Below are 19,745 nucleotides of genomic sequence, written 5' to 3'. Positions count from 1 at the left end.
ACAACCGAAGCATTAGTGGCACTGGCCCGCAAGCTTGCCCGAGTGGTATTCGCCCTGCTGAAGAACCAGAGCGAATACTTACCGAAAGGCATTTAAGGGGTAGCCCCGTACCATAGAATCTCCCACAGGTGATCTTGGGTGTTCATGGGTCTTGTGTTCACCCCAGGCCCATTGTGGGAGCGAGCCTGCTCGCGATAGCGGTGTGACAGTCAATGAAGGTGCTGAGTGTGCGACCGACATCGCGAGCAAGCTTGCTCCCCCAGGTTTTTTCGGCGGTCAGCCAAAAGACCGCAGCCCCCGGCAGTTCCTACATCGGATCAAATGTAGGCGCTGTCGAGGGCTGCGGTCTTTTCGTTTCCAGCGTGCTTCATTTGCTGCTGGTGATTTCTCCTGCCGAGTCCTGGTCAAAGAATTCCGGGATCGGGTAGTTGAAGCTGTTGAGCCAACGCTGCATGGCCATCTCGCGTTCGGCGGCAGAGGCGGTTTGCAGGTTGGTGGAGGCGACTACGCCGCGAATCTGCAGTTGCATCCAGCTCTCGGTGCCTTGCTGTGCTGGCGAAGAGGGGCCAGGCTCAATGGCCCAGGCGCCGCTGGAAAGGCTCACCATGCACACGATCATCAATTGTTTGGTCATCATTTCTTGAACTCCTCGTAACGCTCTACTTGACCGCGCCGGTTGAAGCATCGACGACCTCGGTCAGGCGGTTGGCGGGCGACTTCACTGCGTTAGGAGCCGAGCCCCTGATTTTTTCCGCACGGGCTTGGGCATCTGCCACTTGCTGGGGGCTCAGCTTGGCCATGTTGGCGAGCTCGGCGGCCTGCTTCCAGTTGTCCTGGTAGATCAGCAGGGTCACCATGTTGAGCGCGGCCAGCGTGTCTGACTGCTGGAGCTCCATGGCGGTCATGAACTCGAAACGGGCTTCTGAAACGCGTCGTTGATTGAGGTAGACAACCCCCAGGTCATTGCGGATCTTACCGTCGGTCGGGGCCATTTTCGCTGCGCGTTCGAGGTATTGGGTGGCGGCGGCATTGTCATTTTTGGCAGCCGCCAACTGGCCAAGGCCATGTTCACCGTCTGCGGCCAGGCACGTCCCGAGCAGGCTTTGGTACAACGGAGTGGCCTCGTTGCGCCCCATCAGGCGCAGCACCCGGGCCTTGCGCAGACGGACCTGGACCAAGTCCTCAGGCAAGCGTTCGAGGTTCGCCAGGCTGGCGTACAAACGACCCTCGTTGGCCATGTCTTCCGCCATGTTCAAGGCCAGCTCCTGGTCGGCCCCGGGCTTGGCGCAATCGGCCGAGCGAGAAACCACCACGCCATTGCTGGCACAACCAGCGAGCATCAAGGTTGCCGCTAATGCGATCACTGCTTTCATTGAATACCCCTTGGCAAACCGTTGGACACCGGACGCCTTGCACATCAGGCGCCGGCTCATTGGGAAAGCCCGCTGCGGTTGTCAAACTCGCCATGTTCAAGGAAGTACATGCGGTAGAAATTCGGGTCGTAATTGCGCAGCTGCTCACCCGGCAAGGTCGGCAGTTGCGCGTCGGCCGCCAACGGTTGGACCAGGTGCGGGGTGACGATCATCAGCAGCTCGCGCTCTTCGCGGTTGATGGCGTTGTCGCGAAAGAACGCTCCGAGGATAGGCACATCGCCCAGTCCCGGAAACTTGTTCACCTGGGAGCTGTTGCGGGTGCTGATCAGGCCACTGATGACAAAACTTTCGCCATCGGCCAGGGCGATGCTGGTATCGGTACGGCGCACCGTGAGTGCTGGCACCAATGTCCCGGCGATGTTCACCGCGTTGGTGAAATCCAGCTCACTGACTTCCGGTGCCACCTTCAAGACGATGCGATTCTTGCCGATGACGGTGGGGGTCAGGGTCAGGCGAATACCGAACTCCTTGTACTCGATGGACACGTTGTCGCTGCCGGCACTGGGCACCGGGATCGGCACTTCGCCCCCGGCCAGGAAACTCGCGCTCTGCCCGCTGAGGGCCACCAGGCTCGGCCGCGCCAGGGTATAGGCAAAACCGCTGCCTTCCAGGGCGTTGATCATCAACAGGGTCTTACCGGTGGCGAAAGACAGGTTGAACATGTCGTTATTGACCGGCAATGAAGGCCGGACAACACCGCCGATGGTGGGCAAGGTCCTTGGTGAGCCGAACAGGAAATTGCCACGGCTGCCGAAAATCGACGTCGAGGCTTCCTTGAGCTTGGTCCGGCTGACTTCGACGAAACGAATGTCAGTCTGCACCTGGGCGAGCAGCATCGGGTCTTCGGAAGGCATGTTCGCAGCGCCCGTCAGCGCCTCAGTGGCCCGGCCTTTGACAAACACCATGCTCTGGCGCGGTATCTTCGAACAGTCGGTCCAGACCATCAGGCTGGTGGCGCCGGGCGCCAGGCCTGTGAGGATGAAGGCATCGCTGCCACTGGGCTGCACATCGGCAATTTTCGGATCGCCGACTGCCAACTTCGTCACGGGGGCGAGGATGCGCAGTTCGCTCTGGAGCCCTTGGCCGACCTCGAAGGTTGCCGGCAAACTGTCCAGTTGCGAACAGTTTGCCGCTGCGGCCTGGGCCGCCTCCAAGCCAAGCCCCATCCAGAACAGGCCATGAATGAAATGTTTTAAAACGGGTGCAGTGCGCTGGGTCATGAAGTGATCCTCGATGAAGAGACCATCCCTAGGCTTAACTATTTGCCTCGGATCACTTAAGAGGCCCGGGCTGCCCCTTTCCATCTCGCCTGACCGTTCATTGATGCCGGTTTCAGGCCTCGTCGCTATAAGCAAACGGGCGCATTTCACCGGCCTGACTGAACGACAGGCTGCTTGCAAACAACGTTTCGGTACCCGGGATCTCCGGGATTTTCGAAGGCAGTGGCGGTGTCGATCAAGTCGCTTCAGGAGCGTTTTACCGACCCCGTCCTTGCTTCTGTTTGACGGTAGTTCAAGCATGGCAAAGCGCCACGCCAGGAATCAAAAAAATGACTAAAAAGTGACGGAAGGGAAAAGCTCGCTCAAGCGGGCGTCAATAATTTGTCTTTTTGTGTTGTGAAGGGGGATTCGCAGGAGCAAATCTGTCTGCGGGAGGCGAGGCCTGCGAGCCATTCCTGGTCGCAGGGGCTGGCGGATATCAGGTCACGTGGTAGTGCACTGACAGTGTTCCTTTCTTTTGCGAAAGCGAGGCGATGGTGACTGTTCCCAGTTCCTGCAGGCGCTGCACGTGGGTGCCGCCACAGCCATAGGCGGTCAGTTCACCGAAACCGACTTCGCGCAGGCCTTCGCGCAACGTGATCAGGCGCGGCAGGTCATCGGCAATCCATTCGTCGATGCCTTGCTGAATCATCGAGATGTCCAGTTCCTGAGGATTTTCCCCTGGCTGGAACTGCACGCGGCTTTCGCCGGGCCAATGATGGGCCTTGATCGGCGTCCAGCCACGGGTCTCGGCGAAATGGCCGATCAGGTGCCCAGCCGAATGCAGGCGCGCATTCAACTGTCGGCGCTGCGCCTCCACGCGGATCTCAGCCATGCCCAAGGCCACCGGGCAGTCGACGTAATGAACGATTTGTGGCCCATCCTGGACCACGCGCAGCACTTGGCTTTCACCGATCCATCCGGTGTCGCAGGGCTGCCCGCCACCCTGGGGGTGGAACAGGGTGGCGTGCAGCACCACGGCAAACTCATGTTCCCGGGGGCTGCAATCCAGGACTTCCACGTTGGCCTTGAGGTCATCGCTATGGAAAAAGAGGCGAAGCGTCATGTGCCATATCCACATCAGAAATTGTGACGGGATTATAGGGAGGGCGTAAAAGGGTGATAATCCGTTCAAATTTCAAAGGACTGTTGCGCCATGAGCACAAATCTACCGTTGCCGTTGCTGGCCGAAATGGCCATCTTCGTCAAGGTCGTGGAGACCGGCAGCTTCTCCGAGGCGGCCCGCCAGTCAGGCTCATCCCCGTCGGCCATCAGCCGCAGTATTTCTCGCCTGGAGAAAGCCCTGGCGACCCGCTTGCTGCAACGCACCACCCGCAAGTTGCGTTTGAGCGATGGCGGGGAAGAGGTGTTCAAGCGCTGTCAGGAAATGGTCGCCGCCGCTCGGTCGGTAATGGAAATCAGCGGGCAGTTCACTCAGGAGGCTGAAGGCCGCATCCGCGTCAGCGTGCCCAAGGCGGTGGGGCGTTTCGTGATTCATCCGCACATGCCCGAATTCTTGCGTCGTTATCCGAAGGTCGATGTGGAGTTGTTTCTGGAGGATCGGCAGGTTGACCTGATCGACGATCATGTCGACCTGGCCATCCGGATTACCGATCAACCTCCGGTCGGGCTGGTGGGGCGTCAGTTGCTGACCATTGATCACCTGCTCTGCGCCACGCCGCAGTACCTGGCCGAACACGGTACGCCCACGCATCCTCACGACTTGTTGGAACACAGCTGCATTTACCTGGGGGCAACCCCGAACGATGCGCGCTGGAAATTCAAGAAAGGCAGCAAGTCCGTCACTGTCGGCGTGCATGGGCGCTACGCGGCCAATCACACGGGCGTGCGGTTGGGGGCCGTCTTGCAGCACATCGGCATTGGCAGCCTGCCGTACTTCACCGCCCGTCATGCCTTGGAGCAAGGCTTGATCGTGCAGGTATTGGCCGACTGGACGTTCCTGGCTTCCTACCACGGTGGCTTGTGGTTGCTGCATTCACCGACCCGCTACCTGCCGCCCAAGCTGCGGGTGTTCATTGATTATCTGGTGGCGTGCCTGGAGAAGGAGCCGACCTTGAGCACGGTGGGCGGCGAGAGTGGCCCCAGCAAGGTCGCGCCAGGTTATGAGTTGCCGGAGAGTGATGGGTTGTTTTGACCGGCCTCATCGCGAGCAAGCTCGCTCCCACAGAAGCCGCTGCGTACATGAATTTTATGATCAACCACAAACCAGTGGGGAGCTTGCTCGCGATGGCGGGGTGTCAGTCGACATGGATTTTGTTGACCAGGTACATATCCGTTGCTGCGGTAACGGCTACTTAGGGGTCCGCCCTTACGGCGGCTCACTTTTTTCAGACGCCAAAAAAGTAAGCAAAAAGGGCTTGCCCCACCACTCGGTGCCTCGCCTAGGCTCGGCATGCCCTCTCTCCGGCATTGCTCCGTGGGCCCGCCGCGAAGGGCCATCCATGGCCCAGCGCGGCTATCCCGGCATCCATGCCGGGTTGCCCACTCCACAATGCCTGCGTTCGGCCATCGTGGTTAACGGGGCCTCCAGATCAAAAGCAAAAGCGAGGCGGCCTGATAGCCGACCTGGCTCTTCCGGTCGTACACCCTTCCGATCTGTGGGAGCAAAGCTTGCTCGCGATGAGGCCCGTCCAGGCGACACACGTTGGCTAGGCAAAAAAAAGCCCGCCGGGTTAACCGTGCGGGCCTTTGCATGACGGATCGCAATCAGTGCTTGCTGTCCTGCTCCGACATCGCCAGCAATTGTTTTTCCTGGTTCCAGTCGAAAGGCTCGTCGTTTTGCTCGGCTTCGAAACGACGCTCCTCCAGGGCCTGGTACAGGGCGATTTCTTCGTCGGGCATGTAGTGCAGGCAGTCGCCGGCGAAGTACCAGAGCAGGTCGCGAGGCACCAGGTGGGCGATCTGTGGATAACGGACGATCACCTGGCAGAGGAGGTCCTGGCCCAGGTACTGGCTTTCGATCGGGTCGACGGGCAGTTGCGCGCGCAACTCGTCGAAGCGCTCCAGAAACAGGGCATGGCTTTCTTCGGGCACCTGTTCGGCCTCACCCACGGCGACCAGGATGCTGCGCAAGTGGTCAAGCAAGACAAGGTGATCGGCAACGACATTGGACACGAGATAAGTCCTCAAGAGCAAAACGGGCGCAGGAGTATAAAGCCCTTGCGCCTGCTTTTATAGGTGAAGAGCTATAGGTGACCAGCTATAGGTGACCAGCTATAGGTGACGGCGTACCTCGCCGTCACGATCAACGGACCTTGTCCTGCGCCAGCGTCAACTCCTCCTTATCGAAGTCATCCACATCGATGACCTTGCGCCGCGCCGCCTCGGCCGCGCGCAAGGTCTGCGCTTCACCGGCTTGCAGCACACCCGCTTCCAGGGCCGCGTCGATGAGGGGCTCGCCCGGCGCCGGGTTGAGCTGACCCTGCTTGAGCGCGACGTGCAGTTTCTTGTGCAGCGGATGGGCGGCGGCCAGCAGGTCGGCGGCGTGTTGCAGGGCGCCCACCGGATCGTCGGTCGATTGCGGGCGATAGCAGCCCTGTAGCAACTCTTCGAGGGTCGGGTCACCCTTGGGCCGGCCGATGACCGCCGCCACCTCGGCGTCGAGTTTGTCGCTCGGGCCCTTGTGACGACGACCGAAGGGGAACACCACCAGGCGCAACAGGCAACCCAGCACCCGGTTCGGAAAGTTGCTCAGCAGTTCATCCAGCGCACGCTCCGACTGGCCCAGGCTTTCCTCCATGGCCCAGGTGAACAGCGGCTTCATGTGGTCCGGCGAGTCCAGGTCGTGATAGCGCTTGAGCGCGGCGGACGCCAGGTACAGGTTGCTCAAGACGTCGCCCAGGCGGGCCGACAAGCGCTCCCGGCGTTTGAGTTCCCCCCCCAGCAGCATCATGCTCAAGTCCGCCAGCAGGGCAAATGCCGCTGCCTGCCGGTTGAGGGCGCGGAAATATCCCTGGCTCAAGGCATTGCCGGGGGCCTTCTCGAAATGCCCCAGGCCCAGGTTGAGCACCAGGGTGCTGGCGGCGTTACTCACGGCAAAACCAATGTGCTTGAGCAACAAGGCGTCGAACTCGACCAGCGCCTGGTCCTTGTCTTCACGGCTTGCCAGGGCCATTTCCTTGAGCACGAACGGATGGCAGCGAATGGCGCCCTGGCCAAAGATCATCAGGTTGCGCGACAGGATGTTCGCGCCTTCGACCGTGATGAAGATCGGCGCACCTTGCCAGCTGCGACCCAGGTAATTGTTCGGGCCCATGATGATGCCCTTGCCGCCATGCACGTCCATGGCGTGGCTGATGCACTCGCGGCCGCGTTCGGTCAGGTGGTACTTGAGAATGGCCGACAGCACCGAAGGCTTTTCCCCCAGGTCTACCGCGTTGGCGGTCAGCATGCGTGCAGCATCCATCATCCAGGCGTTGCCACCGATGCGCGCCATGGCCTCCTGGATACCTTCGAACGCCGACAACGGTACATTGAATTGCTCGCGCACCTGGGCGTACTGGCCCGTTACCAGGCTGGTGAACTTCGCGGCACCGGTGCCCACCGCCGGCAGGGAAATCGAGCGCCCGACCGACAGGCAGTTCATCAGCATCATCCAGCCCTTGCCGAGCATGTCCTGGCCGCCAATGAGGAAGTCCAGCGGGATGAATACGTCCTTGCCCCAGTTCGGCCCATTCATGAACGCGGCGCCAAGGGGCAGGTGACGGCGGCCGATATGCACGCCAGGGGTGTCGGTGGGAATCAAGGCGAGGCTGATGCCCAGGTCTTCTTCCTCACCTAGCAGGTGGTCGGGGTCATACGCCTTGAAGGCCAGGCCGAGGAGGGTGGCCACCGGGCCAAGGGTGATGTAGCGCTTTTCCCAGTTCAGGCGCAGGCCCAATGTTTCCTGGCCTTCCCATTCACCCTTGCAGATGATGCCGGTGTCGGGCATCGCCCCGGCGTCGGAGCCGGCCAACGGCCCGGTCAGGGCGAAGCAGGGAATGTCGTCGCCACGGGCCAGTCGCGGCAGGTAATGGTCGCGTTGTTCATCGGTGCCATAGTGCAGCAGCAGTTCTGCCGGGCCGAGGGAGTTGGGGACCATCACGGTGGAAGCCAGGTCGCCGCTGCGCGTGGCCAGTTTCATCGCCACCTGGGAGTGGGCATAGGCGGAGAACCCCTTGCCGCCGTATTCCTTGGGAATGATCAGTGCGAAGAACCCGTGCTCCTTTATATGAGCCCAGGCTTCAGGCGGCAGGTCCATGGCCTGGCCGATCTGCCAGTCGCTGACCATTGCGCAGAGGGCTTCGGTGGGGCCGTCGAGGAACGCCTGCTCTTCCTCGGTCAGTTGCACCTTGGGGTAGGCCAGCAGCAAGTCCCAGTCCGGGCGACCGCTGAACAGTTCGCCGTCCCACCACACTGTGCCGGCATCGATGGCGTCGCGCTCGGTCTCGGACATGGGCGGCAGGGTTTTCTGGAACCAGTCGAACATCGGCGCGCTGAAACACTTGCGGCGCAGGTCCGGTAGCAGCAGCGGGGCCGCGACGGCGGCGAGTACCACCCAGAGGATCAGCAGCAGCCAGCCGGGCGCATGGCTGAAAATGCCCATGGCCAACAGATAGACCGCGACGATCCCCAGCGCGGGCAGCGGGTCGGTGCGCCGGTGCGCCAGCCAGGCGATCCCGACGACCAGGACCAGTATCCACAACAACAGCATATGTAATCCTCCGTGAACCAAGGCAAAACCGACCTTCAGAGCTTAGACGGCATCTGCAAAACCGGCGGTCAGCGCGATGTGATTGATTTCGTGGGAAACCCTGGGTGCATTGCGCCAGTCTGGTTGGCAACAGCCGTGGGAAATCGTTCGTTAACAAGGTGAGAAAACGCCATTGTTTGGCCGGAATGCCGTTATCGCTGGCCGGGGGCTGCGGATAAACTCGAGGCAAGCCCCCCGTAGGAGCTGCCGAAGGCTGCGATCTTTTGATCTTGATCTTGCTCTGTCGGTCTTTCGCTCAGGATGCAATTGTCTGGGGAAAGATCGCAGCCTCGTTGCACTCGACAGCTCCTACACAGCTCCTACACAGCTCCTACAGGTTGTGATGTTTTTTGAGAGGCCTTCCTTTTATGCAGCAATACCTGAACCCCGGCCCCTTCATCGACAGCGATCACCCTGCGGTCATCGCGTTCACCGAAACCCACCGTGGCACCGACCGCGACCCGCTGGCCCAGGCGGTCAGCCTGTATTACGCCGTGCGCGAGGCGGTGCGCTACAACCCCTATACCTTCAGTCGCGACCCGGCGACCCTGCGCGGCAGCTACGCGCTGGCCGCAGGCGAAAGTTACTGCGTGCCCAAGGCTACCTTGCTGGCCGGCTGCGCCCGGCATTGCGGCATCCCGGCGCGCATCGGCCTGGCGGATGTGCGCAATCACCTGTCTACGCCGCGCCTGCTGGAATTGCTCAAGAGCGACGTGTTCGCCATGCACGGTTATACCGAGCTGTACCTGAACGACCGCTGGGTCAAGGCCACGCCGGCATTCAACCAGGGGCTGTGCGAGTTGTTCGACGTGGCCCCGCTGGAATTCGACGGTCGCCACGACAGCGTTTTCCACCCGTTCAATCGACAAGGGGCAAAGCTGATGGAGTACGTTACCGACCACGGCCCATTCGCCGATGTGCCCGAGGCGCTCTTCTTCGAACACCTGGAGAAATGCTACCCGCACCTGTTCGGCGAGCAGGTGCCACTCTTGCTCGGTGACATGCAGGGCGATTTGAGTCGTGCCTGATCCGGCGTATGCTGCTGCGGCATTTATCCATCGAGGACGCCGTGATGCTGAAGATATGGGGCCGGAAAAATTCATCGAATGTGCGCAAGGCGTTGTGGTGCGCAGAAGAGTTGGCGCTGGCCTACGAGGCCATTGATGCGGGCGGGGCATTCGGTGTGGTGGATACGCCCGAGTACCGTGCGAAAAACCCCAACGGCCGCGTGCCGATGATCGAGGACGACGGCTTCGTGCTCTGGGAGTCCAACGCCATCGTGCGTTACCTGGCTGCTCGTCATGCGTCGGGTTCGGCCTGGTATCCCGCTGACGTACAGGCACGGGCCCAGGCTGAAAAGTGGATGGACTGGACCACTTCCAGTTTTGCCGCACCGTTTCGCACCGTGTTCTGGGGCGTCTTGCGCACCCCGACCGAGCAACAGGACTGGGCGGCCATCAACGCGGCGATCAAGGAGTGCGATGACTTGCTGGCGATGGTCGAGCAGACCTTGAGTGAGCAGCCCTACCTGTCAGGTAATGAAATCGGCATGGGTGACATTCCCCTGGGCAGTTTCATTTATGCCTGGTTCGAGATGCCCATCCAGCGCGCCGAGCTGCCCGGTGTGCAGGCCTGGTACGCGCGGTTGCAGGAGCGTGCGGCCTACCGCAAGGCTGTCATGACCGCGTTGACTTAATACTTACTATCGACACACTTGACTGTACTTGTGCGGTGACGCCAAGCACCATTGCCTTCGTGCGCCGTGGTTGTATTGCTCGCCGCCCGCCCTTATCTATTCTTTTCTTCCCTCCCTTCTTGGTGCGTAATCCGATATGAGTTCCGCTCTGTCCATCCGGCAGCTAACCAAAACCTACGGCAACGGTTTCCAGGCCTTGAGTGGTATCGATCTGGACGTCGCCGAAGGTGACTTTTTTGCCTTGCTCGGCCCCAATGGCGCCGGCAAATCCACCACCATTGGTATTCTTTCCACGCTGGTGAACAAGACCAGCGGCACGGTGAACATCTTTGGTCATGACCTGGACCGCGAGCCCGCCGCTCTCAAGCGTTGCATCGGCGTGGTGCCCCAGGAATTCAACTTCAACCAGTTCGAAAAGACCTTCGACATCGTTGTGACCCAGGCGGGTTACTATGGCATCCCGCCGAAGATCGCCAACGAGCGCGCCGAGCAGTACCTGACCCAACTGGGCCTGTGGGACAAGCGCGATGTGCCGTCCCGTTCACTGTCCGGCGGCATGAAGCGGCGCCTGATGATTGCTCGCGCGCTGGTGCATGAGCCGCGCCTGCTGATCCTCGACGAGCCGACTGCCGGCGTGGACATCGAACTGCGTCGTTCGATGTGGAGTTTCCTGACCGAGCTGAACCAGAAAGGCATCACCATCATCCTCACCACCCATTACCTGGAAGAGGCTGAGCAGTTGTGCCGCAACATCGGCATCATCGACCACGGCACCATCGTCGAGAACACCAGCATGCGCCAGTTGCTCAGCCAACTGCATGTGGAAACCTTCCTGCTGGATTTGAAAAATGATCTGCAAGTGGTCCCGCAGCTCATTGGCTATCCGGCTCGCCTGGTGGACAGTCACACCCTGGAAGTCCAGGTGGACAAAGCCGTGGGTATCACCGCGCTGTTCGCCCAGTTGGCCCTGCAGAACATTGAAGTGCAGAGCCTGCGCAACAAAACCAATCGCCTCGAGGAGTTGTTCGTGTCCCTGGTGGAGAAAAATCTGGCGAAGGTGGCGGTATGAGCATGAGTTCCGAGCTGCGCCCCAACCTCATCGCCCTCAATACCATCGTTTACCGTGAAGTCCGGCGCTTCATGCGGATCTGGCCGCAGACGCTGCTGCCACCGGCCATCACCATGGTCTTGTACTTCGTGATCTTCGGTAACCTGATCGGCCGGCAGATCGGCGATATGGGCGGCTTCACGTACATGGACTACATCGTGCCGGGGCTGATCATGATGTCGGTGATCACCAACTCCTACGGCAACGTGGTGTCGAGTTTCTTCGGCAGCAAATTCCAGCGCTCGATCGAAGAGCTGATGGTCTCGCCGGTGTCGCCCCATACGATCCTTATCGGCTACACCCTGGGCGGTGTGCTGCGCGGTTTGGCGGTGGGCCTGATCGTGACCCTGCTGTCGTTGTTCTTCACCGATTTGCAGGTGCATCACCTGGGGGTAACGGTATTGGTGGTGGTGTTCACGGCCACGATCTTTTCGCTGCTGGGTTTCATCAACGCCGTGTTTGCGCGCAACTTCGATGACATCTCCATCATCCCGACATTCGTGCTCACGCCGCTGACCTACCTGGGCGGGGTGTTCTACTCGATCTCCTTGCTGCCACCGTTCTGGCAGACCGTGTCCTTGGCCAACCCGGTGCTGCACATGGTCAACGCCTTTCGCTACGGCATCCTCGGGGTATCGGACATCAAGATCAGCATCGCGATTACCTTCATGCTGGTGGCGACCGTGGTGCTTTACATCGGTTGCGCGCGGTTGCTGGTCAGCGGGCGCGGGATGCGTACCTGACAAGACCGCGTCGCCTTCTTCGCGAGCAAGCCCGCTCCCACACTCGATATTCAGTGAACGCAAGATTAGCGTTCGACATAGATCAGTGTGGGAGCGGGCTTGCTCGCGAAGAGGCCAGTAAGAACACCACAAAAAAAGGCCTCCATTCCCAGGAGGCCTTTTTGTATTTCACATCCGGCTTTTCTTGCGCCGCCTCCACTGTCGGGCTACCCACCAGCGCCAGTAACTCATGGTGACGAAGTAGGCGAGGGCGCCGAGTACCAGGCCGGTCACCACCGAGCCGAGCAGGAACGGCTGCCACAAGGTGGACAACTGGCCGCTGATCCATTCCCAGGTCAGTTCTTCGGGCAGTGTCCGGGCGGGCACGTCCATCAGCCAGGCGCCGGTCTGGTAAGTGCAGAAGAACACCGCCGGCATGGTGATCGGATTGGTCAGCCACACCAGGCTCACCGCAATCGGCATGTTGCCGCGCACCGTGATGGCCAAGGCGGCGGCCAGCAACATTTGCAACGGGATCGGCAAGAACGCGGCAAACAGACCGACGGCCATTGCCCGGGCCACAGAGTGTCGATTGAGGTGCCAAAGGTTGGGATCGTGCAACAGGGTGCCGAGAAAACGTAAGGATTTATGTTCCCGAATGCTCTCTGGGTCTGGCATGTAACGTTTGAATAGGCGCCGGGGCATAAGGCTTCTCGGTCGGTTCAACGCAGTAAGGCCGCAAGTATGTCTGGATTCTACGGCTGACAGATTCAGACTTTGTGACAATTGATAACGCCAGCGGTGCCGCTGACCGTCTATGCCTGAACAGGGCACTCTCAAGGACGGGTTATGCGCACAGGATTAGTCGCGTTTGCACTGGGGCTGTTGGCCCCGATTTTTTTACCGGCACTGCCGCCGCTGTGGCTGATTGCAGTCATGCCGGTGCTGGCGCTGATGGCGTTGCCGTTTCGAAGCTACCCGCTGGGTTTTTTCCTGTTCGGGCTGGCCTGGGCCTGCCTGTCGGCGCAGTGTGCGCTGGACGATCGGTTGCCCGCCGCGCTCGACGGCGAAACCCGCTGGGTCGAGGGGCGCGTCGTCGGTTTGCCGCAACAGGGCGATGGCGTGGTGCGCTTCGAACTGGCCGATGCCCATTCACGTCGTACCCGATTACCGACAACGCTGCGCCTCGCCTGGTTCGGTGGCCCGCCCATCAATAGCGGCGAACGCTGGCGATTGGCGGTGAAGCTCAAACGGCCCGCCGGGCTGCTGAACCCACACGGCTTCGACTATGCCGCCTGGTTGTTGAGCCGAGGTATCGGCGCGACCGGTACGATCAAGGACGGTCGTCTCCTGCAAGCGGCCCGGGGCGCCTGGCGCGACGAGGTGCGCCAGGCGCTGGCACAGGTCGATGCCCACGGCCGCTCCGGTGCGCTGGCGGCGCTGGTCCTGGGCGACGGCGGTGGGCTGAGTCGCGAGGATTGGCAGGTGCTGCAAGACACCGGCACCGTCCACTTGCTGGTGATCTCCGGGCAACACATCGGCTTGCTCGCCGGCCTGGTGTACCTGTTGGTGGCCGGTGCGGCGCGTTATGGCCTGTGGCCGGTCGGTCTGGCCTGGTTGCCTTGGGCCTGTGCGCTGGCCTTCTGCGCCGCCCTGGGCTACGGCTTGCTCGCCGGCTTCGAGGTGCCGGTGCGGCGAGCCTGCGCGATGATCGGCCTGGTGCTGTTGTGGCGCTTGCGTTTCAAACAGCCAGATCCGTGGTGGGCCTGGCTGCTGGCCTTCGTCGGGGTGCTGGTGTTCGACCCGCTTGCCAGCCTGCGGCCGGGGTTCTGGTTGTCGTTTGCGGCCGTCGCCATCTTGATGTTCACCTTTGGCGGCCGCCTGGGGCCGTGGCGCTGGTGGCAAACCTGGACCCGTGCCCAGTGGCTGGTCGCGGTCGGCCTGTGTCCGTTGTTGTTGATCGTAGGCTTGCCGGTCAGCCTCAGCGGGCCGCTGGTGAACCTGGTCGCGGTGCCCTGGATCAGCCTGTTGGTCTTGCCGCCGGCGTTGCTCGGCACGGCGTTGTTGCCGGTGCCGCTCTTGGGCGAAGGCCTGCTGTGGATCGCTGGCGGGCTGCTTGATCTGCTGTTCAAGGGGCTGACGCTGGTTGCCGGACGAATGCCGGCCTGGGTCCCTGCTGCGGTCCCGCCCTGGGTCTTGGCTATCGCGGCCTTCGGTGCTTTTTTGCTGCTGCTACCCAAAGGTGTGCCGCTACGTGTGCTGGGGTGGCCAATGGTGTTGCTGATGGTGTTTCCACCGCGAGAGCACCTGCCCCAACGGCACGCCGAGATCTGGCAACTGGACGTGGGACAAGGGCTGGCGGTGCTGGTACGGACCCGGCATCACAGCCTGCTTTACGACGCCGGGCCGCGCTTTGGCGAAGCTGATGTGGGCGAACGCGTCGTATTGCCGACGTTGCGCAAACTGGGGGTGCGCGGTTTGGACCTGATGCTGCTCAGCCATGCCGACGCCGATCACGCTGGCGGTGCCCGCGCCGTGCGCAATGGGCTGCCGACGATGGAAGTCATCAGCGGCGATCCCGACGCGCTGCCCGCCGAGCTGCTGGCCGGACCTTGTGAAAGCGGTCGGCGTTGGGAATGGGACGGGGTCAGGTTCGAGCTGTGGCGGTGGGCCTCTGCCGTTGAAAGCAACCAGAAGTCCTGCGTCCTGCTGGTGGAGGCCGGCGGCGAACGCCTGCTGCTGACTGGCGATATCGACACCCATGCCGAGCGGGCCTTGCTCGATGAGTCCCTGGCGGCGCCGATCCAGTGGCTGGCCGCGCCGCATCACGGTAGCCGCAGTTCGTCGTCGATGGCGTTGCTGTCACGTCTCCAGCCGCATTCGGTATTGATCTCCCGAGGGCAGGGCAACGCGTTCGGCCACCCTCATCCCCAGGTGATGGCCCGGTATCGACGCTCGGGCCTGGCGGTCTACGACAGCGCCGAGCAGGGCGCCATTCGTCTGCAACTGGGGGCTTTCGAGCTGCCGCGCACCGAGGCCGGGCACCGCCGCTACTGGCGCGATCCGCCAGCCGTCGGGCCACCAGGGCAATATTGACCCAGCGCAACCGGGTGATGCGCTTATCGCTGGGGCGGGTCTGCAAGGCGAGTCTGTGTGATAAAGTGGCGCACTTTTTCGAGGGGGCAGTCACTGTGTGGGAATTGGTCAAATCCGGCGGCTGGATGATGTTGCCGATCATTCTGAGTTCCATCGCGGCACTGGGTATCGTTGCCGAACGCCTGTGGACCCTGCGGGCCAGCCGCGTGACCCCGGAGCATCTGCTCGGGCAGGTCTGGGTCTGGATCAAGGACAAGCAGCTGAACAAGGACAAGCTCAAGGAGCTGCGAGCCAGTTCACCGCTGGGGGAAGTCCTCGCCGCCGGCCTGGCGAACTCCAAGCATGGTCGCGAGATCATGAAGGAGTGCATCGAGGAAGCTGCCGCCCGGGTCATCCATGAGCTGGAGCGCTACATCAATACCCTGGGCACTATCGCCGCCATGTCCCCGCTGCTGGGCCTGCTGGGTACGGTGCTGGGCATGATCGACATCTTCAGTGCGTTTACCGGCTCCGGCATGACCACTAACGCCGCGGTACTGGCAGGGGGCATTTCCAAGGCCCTGATCACCACCGCCGCCGGCCTGATGGTGGGTATTCCGGCCGTGTTCTTCCATCGGTTCCTGCAACGCCGCGTCGACGAGTTGGTGGTGGGCATGGAGCAGGAAGCGATCAAGCTGGTCGAGGTGGTGCAAGGTGACCGTGACGTGGACCTGGCTGGGGGCAAGAAGTGAAATTCCGCCGCAAGCCACGGGAAAACATCGAGATCAACCTCGCGTCGCTGATCGACGTGGTGTTCATCCTGCTGCTGTTTTTCGTCGTGACCACCACGTTCACCCGGGAAACCCAGCTCAAGGTTGAATTACCGCAGGCCATTAGCGGCTCGCCGGCTGAAGACCAGCAACTGAAGAACCTGGAAATCACCATCAGCGCCGAAGGGGCGTTCTCGGTGAATAACCAATTGCTGCCCAAGAGCGACCTGGCGAGCCTGATCGAGGCCCTGCAGAAAGAGTCTGGCGGCGACACCAACCTGCCGCTGTCCATCAGCGCCGACGGCAAGACCCCTCATCAATCAGTGATTACCGCCATGGACGCGGCCGGCAAGCTCGGTTTCAGCCATCTGCGCATGACCACGGTCGAGGCGGCCCCCGTACCCTGATGGCCATGTCCGATCGATTGCTTGCCGCGTGGTACGAAGGCCACCCGGCCCTGACCCTGCTGCGGCCGCTGGAGTGGTTGTACCGCCGGGTGGTGGTGGGCAAGCGCGAGCGTTTCCTGGCGGGTGAGGGCCAGATCTACCAGCCCCCCGTGCCGTTGGTGGTGGTCGGCAATATTACGGTTGGCGGTACCGGCAAGACGCCGTTGATCCTGTGGATGATCCAGCACTGCCAGCGCAGTGGCCTGCGGGTCGGGGTGGTCAGCCGGGGTTACGGCGCCAAGCCACCGCAACTGCCTTGGCGGGTAACGGCCGAGCAGGGCGCCGACGTCGCGGGTGATGAACCGCTGTTGATCGTCCAGCGCACCGGTGTGCCGTTGATGATCGACCCCGATCGCAGTCGCGCGGTCCAGGCGCTGCTGGAGGCCGAACCGCTGGACCTGATCCTGTCCGACGACGGCATGCAGCATTATCGAATGGCCCGGGACCTTGAACTGGTGCTGATCGACAACGCCCGCGGCCTGGGCAACCGCCGTTGCCTGCCCGCCGGGCCGTTGCGCGAGCCGGTCGAGCGCCTGCAATCGGTCGACGCCGTGCTATACAACGGCGCCAGTGCCGACCGCGAAGACGGCTTTGCCTTCCAATTGCGCCCCACCGAGCTGGTGAACCTGGTCAGCGGCGAACGGCGCCCCCTCGACCATTTTCCACCCGGCCAGGCCCTGCATGCCGTGGCCGGCATCGGCAATCCCCAGCGTTTCTTCAAGACCCTCGAAACGCTACACTGGCGGCCAATACCGCATGGGTTTGCCGACCACGCCGAATACAGCGCCCAGGCCTTGAATTTCACGCCATCGCTGCCGGTGGTCATGACGGAAAAAGACGCGGTCAAATGCCGTGCCTTCGCCGCCTCCGACTGGTGGTACCTGGCGGTAGACGCCGCGCCGTCACCGGCCTTCGCGGCCTGGTTCGATACGCAGTTGATGCGCCTGTTGCCGGATCGGCTCTTGTCTTAAACCTTTTATCCAGGGGAACTCCATGGACACCAAACTGCTCGACATTCTGGCCTGCCCGGTCTGCAAAGGCCCGCTCAAGCTCAGCGCCGACAAGACCGAACTGATCAGCAAGGGCGCCGGCCTGGCCTACCCGATTCGCGACGGCATCCCGGTGATGCTCGAAAGCGAAGCCCGCACCCTGACCACCGACGAGCGCCTGGATAAATGACCGCAGCCTTTACCGTTGTCATTCCGTCGCGTTTCGCTTCGACGCGGCTGCCCGGCAAGCCGTTGCTGTCGATTGCCGGCAAGCCGATGATCCAGCACGTCTGGGAGCAGGCTTGCAAAAGCAGCGCCCAGCGAGTGGTGGTGGCGACTGACGATGCGCGCATCGTCGAGGCCTGCAAAGGCTTTGGCGCCGAAGTCGTCCTGACCCGTGAAGACCATAATTCCGGCACTGACCGCCTGGCGGAGGTCGCGGCGAAACTCGGTCTTGCCGCCGACGCGATCGTGGTCAATGTGCAAGGTGACGAGCCGTTGATCCCGCCGAGCGTGATCGATCAGGTCGCCGCCAACCTCGCGGCCCACACCGAGGCGCGCATGGCCACCCTGGCCGAGCCGATCGAGGATGTGCAGACGCTGTTCAACCCCAACGTGGTCAAGGTGGTCAGCGACCTCAATGGCCTGGCGTTGACCTTCAGCCGCGCGACGTTGCCCTGGGCGCGGGACGCATTCGTCCAAAGCCGTGACGTGATGCCGGAAGGCGTGCCATACCGCCGCCACATCGGCATCTATGCCTACCGCGCCGGCTTCCTCCAGGACTTCGTCGCCTGGGGCCCGTGCTGGCTGGAAAACACTGAAGCCCTGGAACAGCTGCGTGCCCTGTGGCACGGCGTGCGGATCCACGTCGCCGATGCGCTGATCGCCCCGCCGACCGGTGTCGACACCGCCGAAGACCTCGAGCGCGTTCGTCGCCTGCTGGAGGCTTGATGCGGGTCCTGTTCGTCTGCCTCGGCAACATCTGCCGCTCGCCCACCGCCGAAGGCATCCTGCGCCACAAGTTGCGTGAGGCCGGGCTGGCCGGCCAGGTGGAAGTCGCTTCCGCCGGCACTGGTGACTGGCACGTCGGCAAGGCTCCTGACAAGCGCAGCCAGGCGGCGGCCCTGAAGCGTGGCTACGACTTGTCGGCCCAGCGCGCGCAACAGGTGACCCGCGCTGATTTCGCCGCCTATGACCTGATCCTGGCGATGGACAGCAGCAACCTGCGCAACCTCAAGGCCCTGCAACCGGCCAATGGCAGGGCCGAGCTGGACCTGTTCCTGCGGCGCTACGAGGCTGAACTCGACGATGTGCCGGACCCGTATTACGACGGCGAGCAAGGCTTCGAGCAAGTGCTGGACTTGATCGAGCGCGCCACGGATCGCCTGGTGATCGAATTGAAGGGGCGGTTATGACCTTGCAGGTGCGGGCGGGCGTCAGCCTCAAGCCCTTCAACAGTTTCGGTGTGGACGTCAGCGCCCGGCTGTTCGCCGAAGCCCACAGCGATGGCGATGTTCGCCAGGCGCTGGCCTATGCCACCGAGCATGCCGTGCCATTGTTGGTCATCGGCGGCGGCAGCAACCTGCTGCTGACCGGCGACATCGACGCGCTGGTGCTGCGCATGGCCAGCCACGGTATTCGCCTGCTCAGCGATGACGGCGAACGCGTAGTGGTCGAAGCCGAAGCAGGGGAGCCCTGGCACCCGTTCGTCCAGCACACGCTGGCGCAGGGCTGGTCCGGGTTGGAGAATCTCAGCCTGATCCCCGGCACTGTGGGCGCGGCACCGATGCAAAACATCGGCGCCTACGGTGTGGAGATCAAGGATGTCTTCGCCGGCCTCACCGCGCTGGATCGCCAGACCGGCGAGCTGCGCGATTTCAGCCTTGAAGACTGTCGGTTCGCTTATCGCGACAGCCTGTTCAAACAGCAAGCGGGTCGCTGGTTGATCCTGCGGGTGCGTTTTGCCCTCAGCCGCGCCGCGCACTTGCATCTGGAATACGGCCCGGTGCGCCAGCGATTGACCGAGCAGGGCATCGAGCAGGCAACACCTACCGATGTGAGCCGGGCCATTTGCAGCATCCGCAGCGAAAAACTCCCGGACCCGGCGGTGCTGGGCAATGCCGGCAGCTTCTTCAAGAACCCGCTGGTGCCGGCCACGCATGTGGCGCACTTAAAGCTGCAATACCCTGACCTGGTGGCTTATCCACAGCCTGAGGGGCAGATGAAAATCGCTGCCGGCTGGCTGATCGAACGGGCCGGCTGGAAGGGCTTTCGCGAAGGCGATGCCGGGGTGCACAAGTTGCAGGCGTTGGTGCTGGTCAACTACGGCAACGCCACGGGCCCGCAACTTCTGGACCTGGCCCTGCGCATCCAGAAAGACATTGCCGAACGTTTCCAGGTCGAGCTGGAAATGGAACCCAATCGGTACTGAGCGACTTTCACGCAAGCGCCTGAAAAACGCCCTGCACACCCTGCACACAAGCATTTGTGCAGGA

Annotated in this window: 20 protein-coding genes and 1 pseudogene; 14 read left to right on the top strand and 7 right to left on the bottom strand. The window is 62.1% G+C overall.

Annotation, left to right across the window (positions count from 1 at the left end; genetic code table 11):
* A pseudogene (locus B0E42_RS31360) lies at positions 1 to 96 on the top strand (IS110 family transposase); the annotation flags it as partial.
* Between the two features lie 271 nt (positions 97 to 367).
* Here the strand turns inward: B0E42_RS31360 and B0E42_RS00440 are convergent.
* The 4 genes from B0E42_RS00440 to B0E42_RS00425 form a co-directional block, all read right to left on the bottom strand.
* A complete protein-coding gene (locus B0E42_RS00440) occupies positions 368 to 637 on the bottom strand; it encodes a DUF3613 domain-containing protein (RefSeq protein ID WP_018604132.1) in 270 nt (89 codons plus the stop codon).
* 22 nt (positions 638 to 659) lie between these two features.
* The gene (locus B0E42_RS00435; protein ID WP_053181003.1) at positions 660 to 1,373 is read right to left on the bottom strand and encodes a tetratricopeptide repeat protein; all 714 of its coding nucleotides are present in this window, start codon (positions 1,371 to 1,373) and stop codon (positions 660 to 662) included.
* 56 nt (positions 1,374 to 1,429) lie between these two features.
* The gene (locus B0E42_RS00430; RefSeq protein WP_077505206.1) at positions 1,430 to 2,653 is read right to left on the bottom strand and encodes a type II and III secretion system protein family protein; all 1,224 of its coding nucleotides are present in this window, start codon (positions 2,651 to 2,653) and stop codon (positions 1,430 to 1,432) included.
* A 478-nt stretch (positions 2,654 to 3,131) separates the two neighbouring features.
* Complete coding sequence (locus tag B0E42_RS00425) at positions 3,132 to 3,758, bottom strand: hypothetical protein (protein WP_077505204.1); 627 nt, start codon at positions 3,756 to 3,758, stop codon at positions 3,132 to 3,134.
* Positions 3,759 to 3,848: 90 nt separating this feature from the next.
* Between B0E42_RS00425 and B0E42_RS00420 the strand changes: the two genes are divergently transcribed.
* Complete coding sequence (locus B0E42_RS00420; protein ID WP_018604122.1) at positions 3,849 to 4,847, top strand: LysR family transcriptional regulator; 999 nt, start codon at positions 3,849 to 3,851, stop codon at positions 4,845 to 4,847.
* Positions 4,848 to 5,419: 572 nt separating this feature from the next.
* Here B0E42_RS00420 and B0E42_RS00410 read toward each other — a convergent pair.
* Complete coding sequence (locus tag B0E42_RS00410) at positions 5,420 to 5,827, bottom strand: PA2817 family protein (protein ID WP_018604120.1); 408 nt, start codon at positions 5,825 to 5,827, stop codon at positions 5,420 to 5,422.
* 130 nt (positions 5,828 to 5,957) lie between these two features.
* Positions 5,958 to 8,405 (bottom strand): acyl-CoA dehydrogenase, encoded by a 2,448-nt coding sequence (locus B0E42_RS00405; protein ID WP_077505200.1) that lies wholly within the window; start codon positions 8,403 to 8,405, stop codon positions 5,958 to 5,960.
* A gap of 407 nt (positions 8,406 to 8,812) precedes the next feature.
* Here B0E42_RS00405 and B0E42_RS00400 point away from each other — a divergent pair, with 407 nt between their 5' ends.
* The 4 genes from B0E42_RS00400 to B0E42_RS00385 all read left to right on the top strand — a co-directional run bounded on the left by B0E42_RS00400 (position 8,813) and on the right by B0E42_RS00385 (position 11,991).
* Positions 8,813 to 9,472: a transglutaminase family protein gene (locus tag B0E42_RS00400; protein WP_077505198.1), complete on the top strand. Its 660-nt coding sequence runs from the start codon at positions 8,813 to 8,815 to the stop codon at positions 9,470 to 9,472.
* Positions 9,473 to 9,516: 44 nt separating this feature from the next.
* A complete protein-coding gene (locus B0E42_RS00395; RefSeq protein WP_077505210.1) occupies positions 9,517 to 10,140 on the top strand; it encodes a glutathione S-transferase family protein in 624 nt (207 codons plus the stop codon).
* Between the two features lie 136 nt (positions 10,141 to 10,276).
* Positions 10,277 to 11,209 carry an ABC transporter ATP-binding protein gene (locus tag B0E42_RS00390; RefSeq protein ID WP_077505196.1) on the top strand — a complete coding sequence of 311 codons (933 nt, stop codon included), beginning with the start codon at positions 10,277 to 10,279 and terminating at the stop codon, positions 11,207 to 11,209.
* Positions 11,210 to 11,211: 2 nt separating this feature from the next.
* Positions 11,212 to 11,991 (top strand): ABC transporter permease, encoded by a 780-nt coding sequence (locus tag B0E42_RS00385; protein ID WP_077505208.1) that lies wholly within the window; start codon positions 11,212 to 11,214, stop codon positions 11,989 to 11,991.
* Positions 11,992 to 12,159: 168 nt separating this feature from the next.
* Here B0E42_RS00385 and B0E42_RS00380 read toward each other — a convergent pair whose 3' ends face one another.
* Positions 12,160 to 12,675, bottom strand: coding sequence for a DUF2062 domain-containing protein (locus B0E42_RS00380; protein ID WP_033062539.1), 516 nt, complete (start codon positions 12,673 to 12,675; stop codon positions 12,160 to 12,162).
* 144 nt (positions 12,676 to 12,819) lie between these two features.
* Between B0E42_RS00380 and B0E42_RS00375 the strand changes: the two genes are divergently transcribed.
* The 8 genes from B0E42_RS00375 (at position 12,820) to murB (ending at position 19,681) form a co-directional block, all read left to right on the top strand.
* Positions 12,820 to 15,066, top strand: a complete 2,247-nt coding sequence (locus tag B0E42_RS00375) for a DNA internalization-related competence protein ComEC/Rec2 (protein ID WP_077505194.1) — start codon at positions 12,820 to 12,822, stop codon at positions 15,064 to 15,066.
* 95 nt (positions 15,067 to 15,161) lie between these two features.
* On the top strand, positions 15,162 to 15,797 hold the full coding sequence (locus tag B0E42_RS00370) for a MotA/TolQ/ExbB proton channel family protein (RefSeq protein WP_024616893.1): 636 nt from the start codon (positions 15,162 to 15,164) through the stop codon (positions 15,795 to 15,797).
* Complete coding sequence (locus tag B0E42_RS00365) at positions 15,794 to 16,222, top strand: biopolymer transporter ExbD (RefSeq protein ID WP_077505192.1); 429 nt, start codon at positions 15,794 to 15,796, stop codon at positions 16,220 to 16,222. The genes B0E42_RS00370 and B0E42_RS00365 overlap by 4 nt, the downstream gene beginning before the upstream one ends.
* Positions 16,222 to 17,232 (top strand): tetraacyldisaccharide 4'-kinase, encoded by a 1,011-nt coding sequence (gene lpxK, locus B0E42_RS00360; protein ID WP_077505190.1) that lies wholly within the window; start codon positions 16,222 to 16,224, stop codon positions 17,230 to 17,232. Before B0E42_RS00365 ends, lpxK begins: the two co-directional genes overlap by 1 nt.
* A 22-nt stretch (positions 17,233 to 17,254) precedes the next feature.
* Positions 17,255 to 17,440, top strand: a complete 186-nt coding sequence (locus tag B0E42_RS00355; protein WP_003179363.1) for a Trm112 family protein — start codon at positions 17,255 to 17,257, stop codon at positions 17,438 to 17,440.
* Positions 17,437 to 18,201: a 3-deoxy-manno-octulosonate cytidylyltransferase gene (kdsB, locus tag B0E42_RS00350; RefSeq protein ID WP_053180977.1), complete on the top strand. Its 765-nt coding sequence runs from the start codon at positions 17,437 to 17,439 to the stop codon at positions 18,199 to 18,201. Before B0E42_RS00355 ends, kdsB begins: the two co-directional genes overlap by 4 nt.
* Positions 18,201 to 18,665: a low molecular weight protein-tyrosine-phosphatase gene (locus tag B0E42_RS00345; protein WP_014339516.1), complete on the top strand. Its 465-nt coding sequence runs from the start codon at positions 18,201 to 18,203 to the stop codon at positions 18,663 to 18,665. Before kdsB ends, B0E42_RS00345 begins: the two co-directional genes overlap by 1 nt.
* Entirely contained in the window at positions 18,662 to 19,681 is a 1,020-nt protein-coding gene (gene murB / locus B0E42_RS00340) for a UDP-N-acetylmuramate dehydrogenase (protein ID WP_024616898.1), read from the top strand. Before B0E42_RS00345 ends, murB begins: the two co-directional genes overlap by 4 nt.
* The last annotated feature ends 64 nt before the right edge of the window (positions 19,682 to 19,745 follow it).

This window comes from Pseudomonas sp. A25(2017) (genome assembly GCF_002001065.1).
Classification (GTDB): Bacteria; Pseudomonadota; Gammaproteobacteria; order Pseudomonadales; family Pseudomonadaceae; genus Aquipseudomonas; species Aquipseudomonas kilonensis.
This window is presented reverse-complemented; position numbering and strand designations above follow the sequence as displayed.

Coding starts and splice junctions, on each gene's coding strand:
- B0E42_RS00440 (WP_018604132.1), bottom strand. CDS start 637: ATGATGACCAAACAATTGATGATCGTGTGCATGGTGAGCCTTTCCAGC.
- B0E42_RS00435 (WP_053181003.1), bottom strand. CDS start 1,373: ATGAAAGCAGTGATCGCATTAGCGGCAACCTTGATGCTCGCTGGTTGT.
- B0E42_RS00430 (WP_077505206.1), bottom strand. CDS start 2,653: ATGACCCAGCGCACTGCACCCGTTTTAAAACATTTCATTCATGGCCTG.
- B0E42_RS00425 (WP_077505204.1), bottom strand. CDS start 3,758: ATGACGCTTCGCCTCTTTTTCCATAGCGATGACCTCAAGGCCAACGTG.
- B0E42_RS00420 (WP_018604122.1), top strand. CDS start 3,849: ATGAGCACAAATCTACCGTTGCCGTTGCTGGCCGAAATGGCCATCTTC.
- B0E42_RS00405 (WP_077505200.1), bottom strand. CDS start 8,405: ATGCTGTTGTTGTGGATACTGGTCCTGGTCGTCGGGATCGCCTGGCTG.
- B0E42_RS00400 (WP_077505198.1), top strand. CDS start 8,813: ATGCAGCAATACCTGAACCCCGGCCCCTTCATCGACAGCGATCACCCT.
- B0E42_RS00395 (WP_077505210.1), top strand. CDS start 9,517: ATGCTGAAGATATGGGGCCGGAAAAATTCATCGAATGTGCGCAAGGCG.
- B0E42_RS00390 (WP_077505196.1), top strand. CDS start 10,277: ATGAGTTCCGCTCTGTCCATCCGGCAGCTAACCAAAACCTACGGCAAC.
- B0E42_RS00385 (WP_077505208.1), top strand. CDS start 11,212: ATGAGTTCCGAGCTGCGCCCCAACCTCATCGCCCTCAATACCATCGTT.
- B0E42_RS00380 (WP_033062539.1), bottom strand. CDS start 12,675: ATGCCCCGGCGCCTATTCAAACGTTACATGCCAGACCCAGAGAGCATT.
- B0E42_RS00375 (WP_077505194.1), top strand. CDS start 12,820: ATGCGCACAGGATTAGTCGCGTTTGCACTGGGGCTGTTGGCCCCGATT.
- lpxK (WP_077505190.1), top strand. CDS start 16,222: ATGGCCATGTCCGATCGATTGCTTGCCGCGTGGTACGAAGGCCACCCG.
- B0E42_RS00355 (WP_003179363.1), top strand. CDS start 17,255: ATGGACACCAAACTGCTCGACATTCTGGCCTGCCCGGTCTGCAAAGGC.
- kdsB (WP_053180977.1), top strand. CDS start 17,437: ATGACCGCAGCCTTTACCGTTGTCATTCCGTCGCGTTTCGCTTCGACG.
- B0E42_RS00345 (WP_014339516.1), top strand. CDS start 18,201: ATGCGGGTCCTGTTCGTCTGCCTCGGCAACATCTGCCGCTCGCCCACC.
- murB (WP_024616898.1), top strand. CDS start 18,662: ATGACCTTGCAGGTGCGGGCGGGCGTCAGCCTCAAGCCCTTCAACAGT.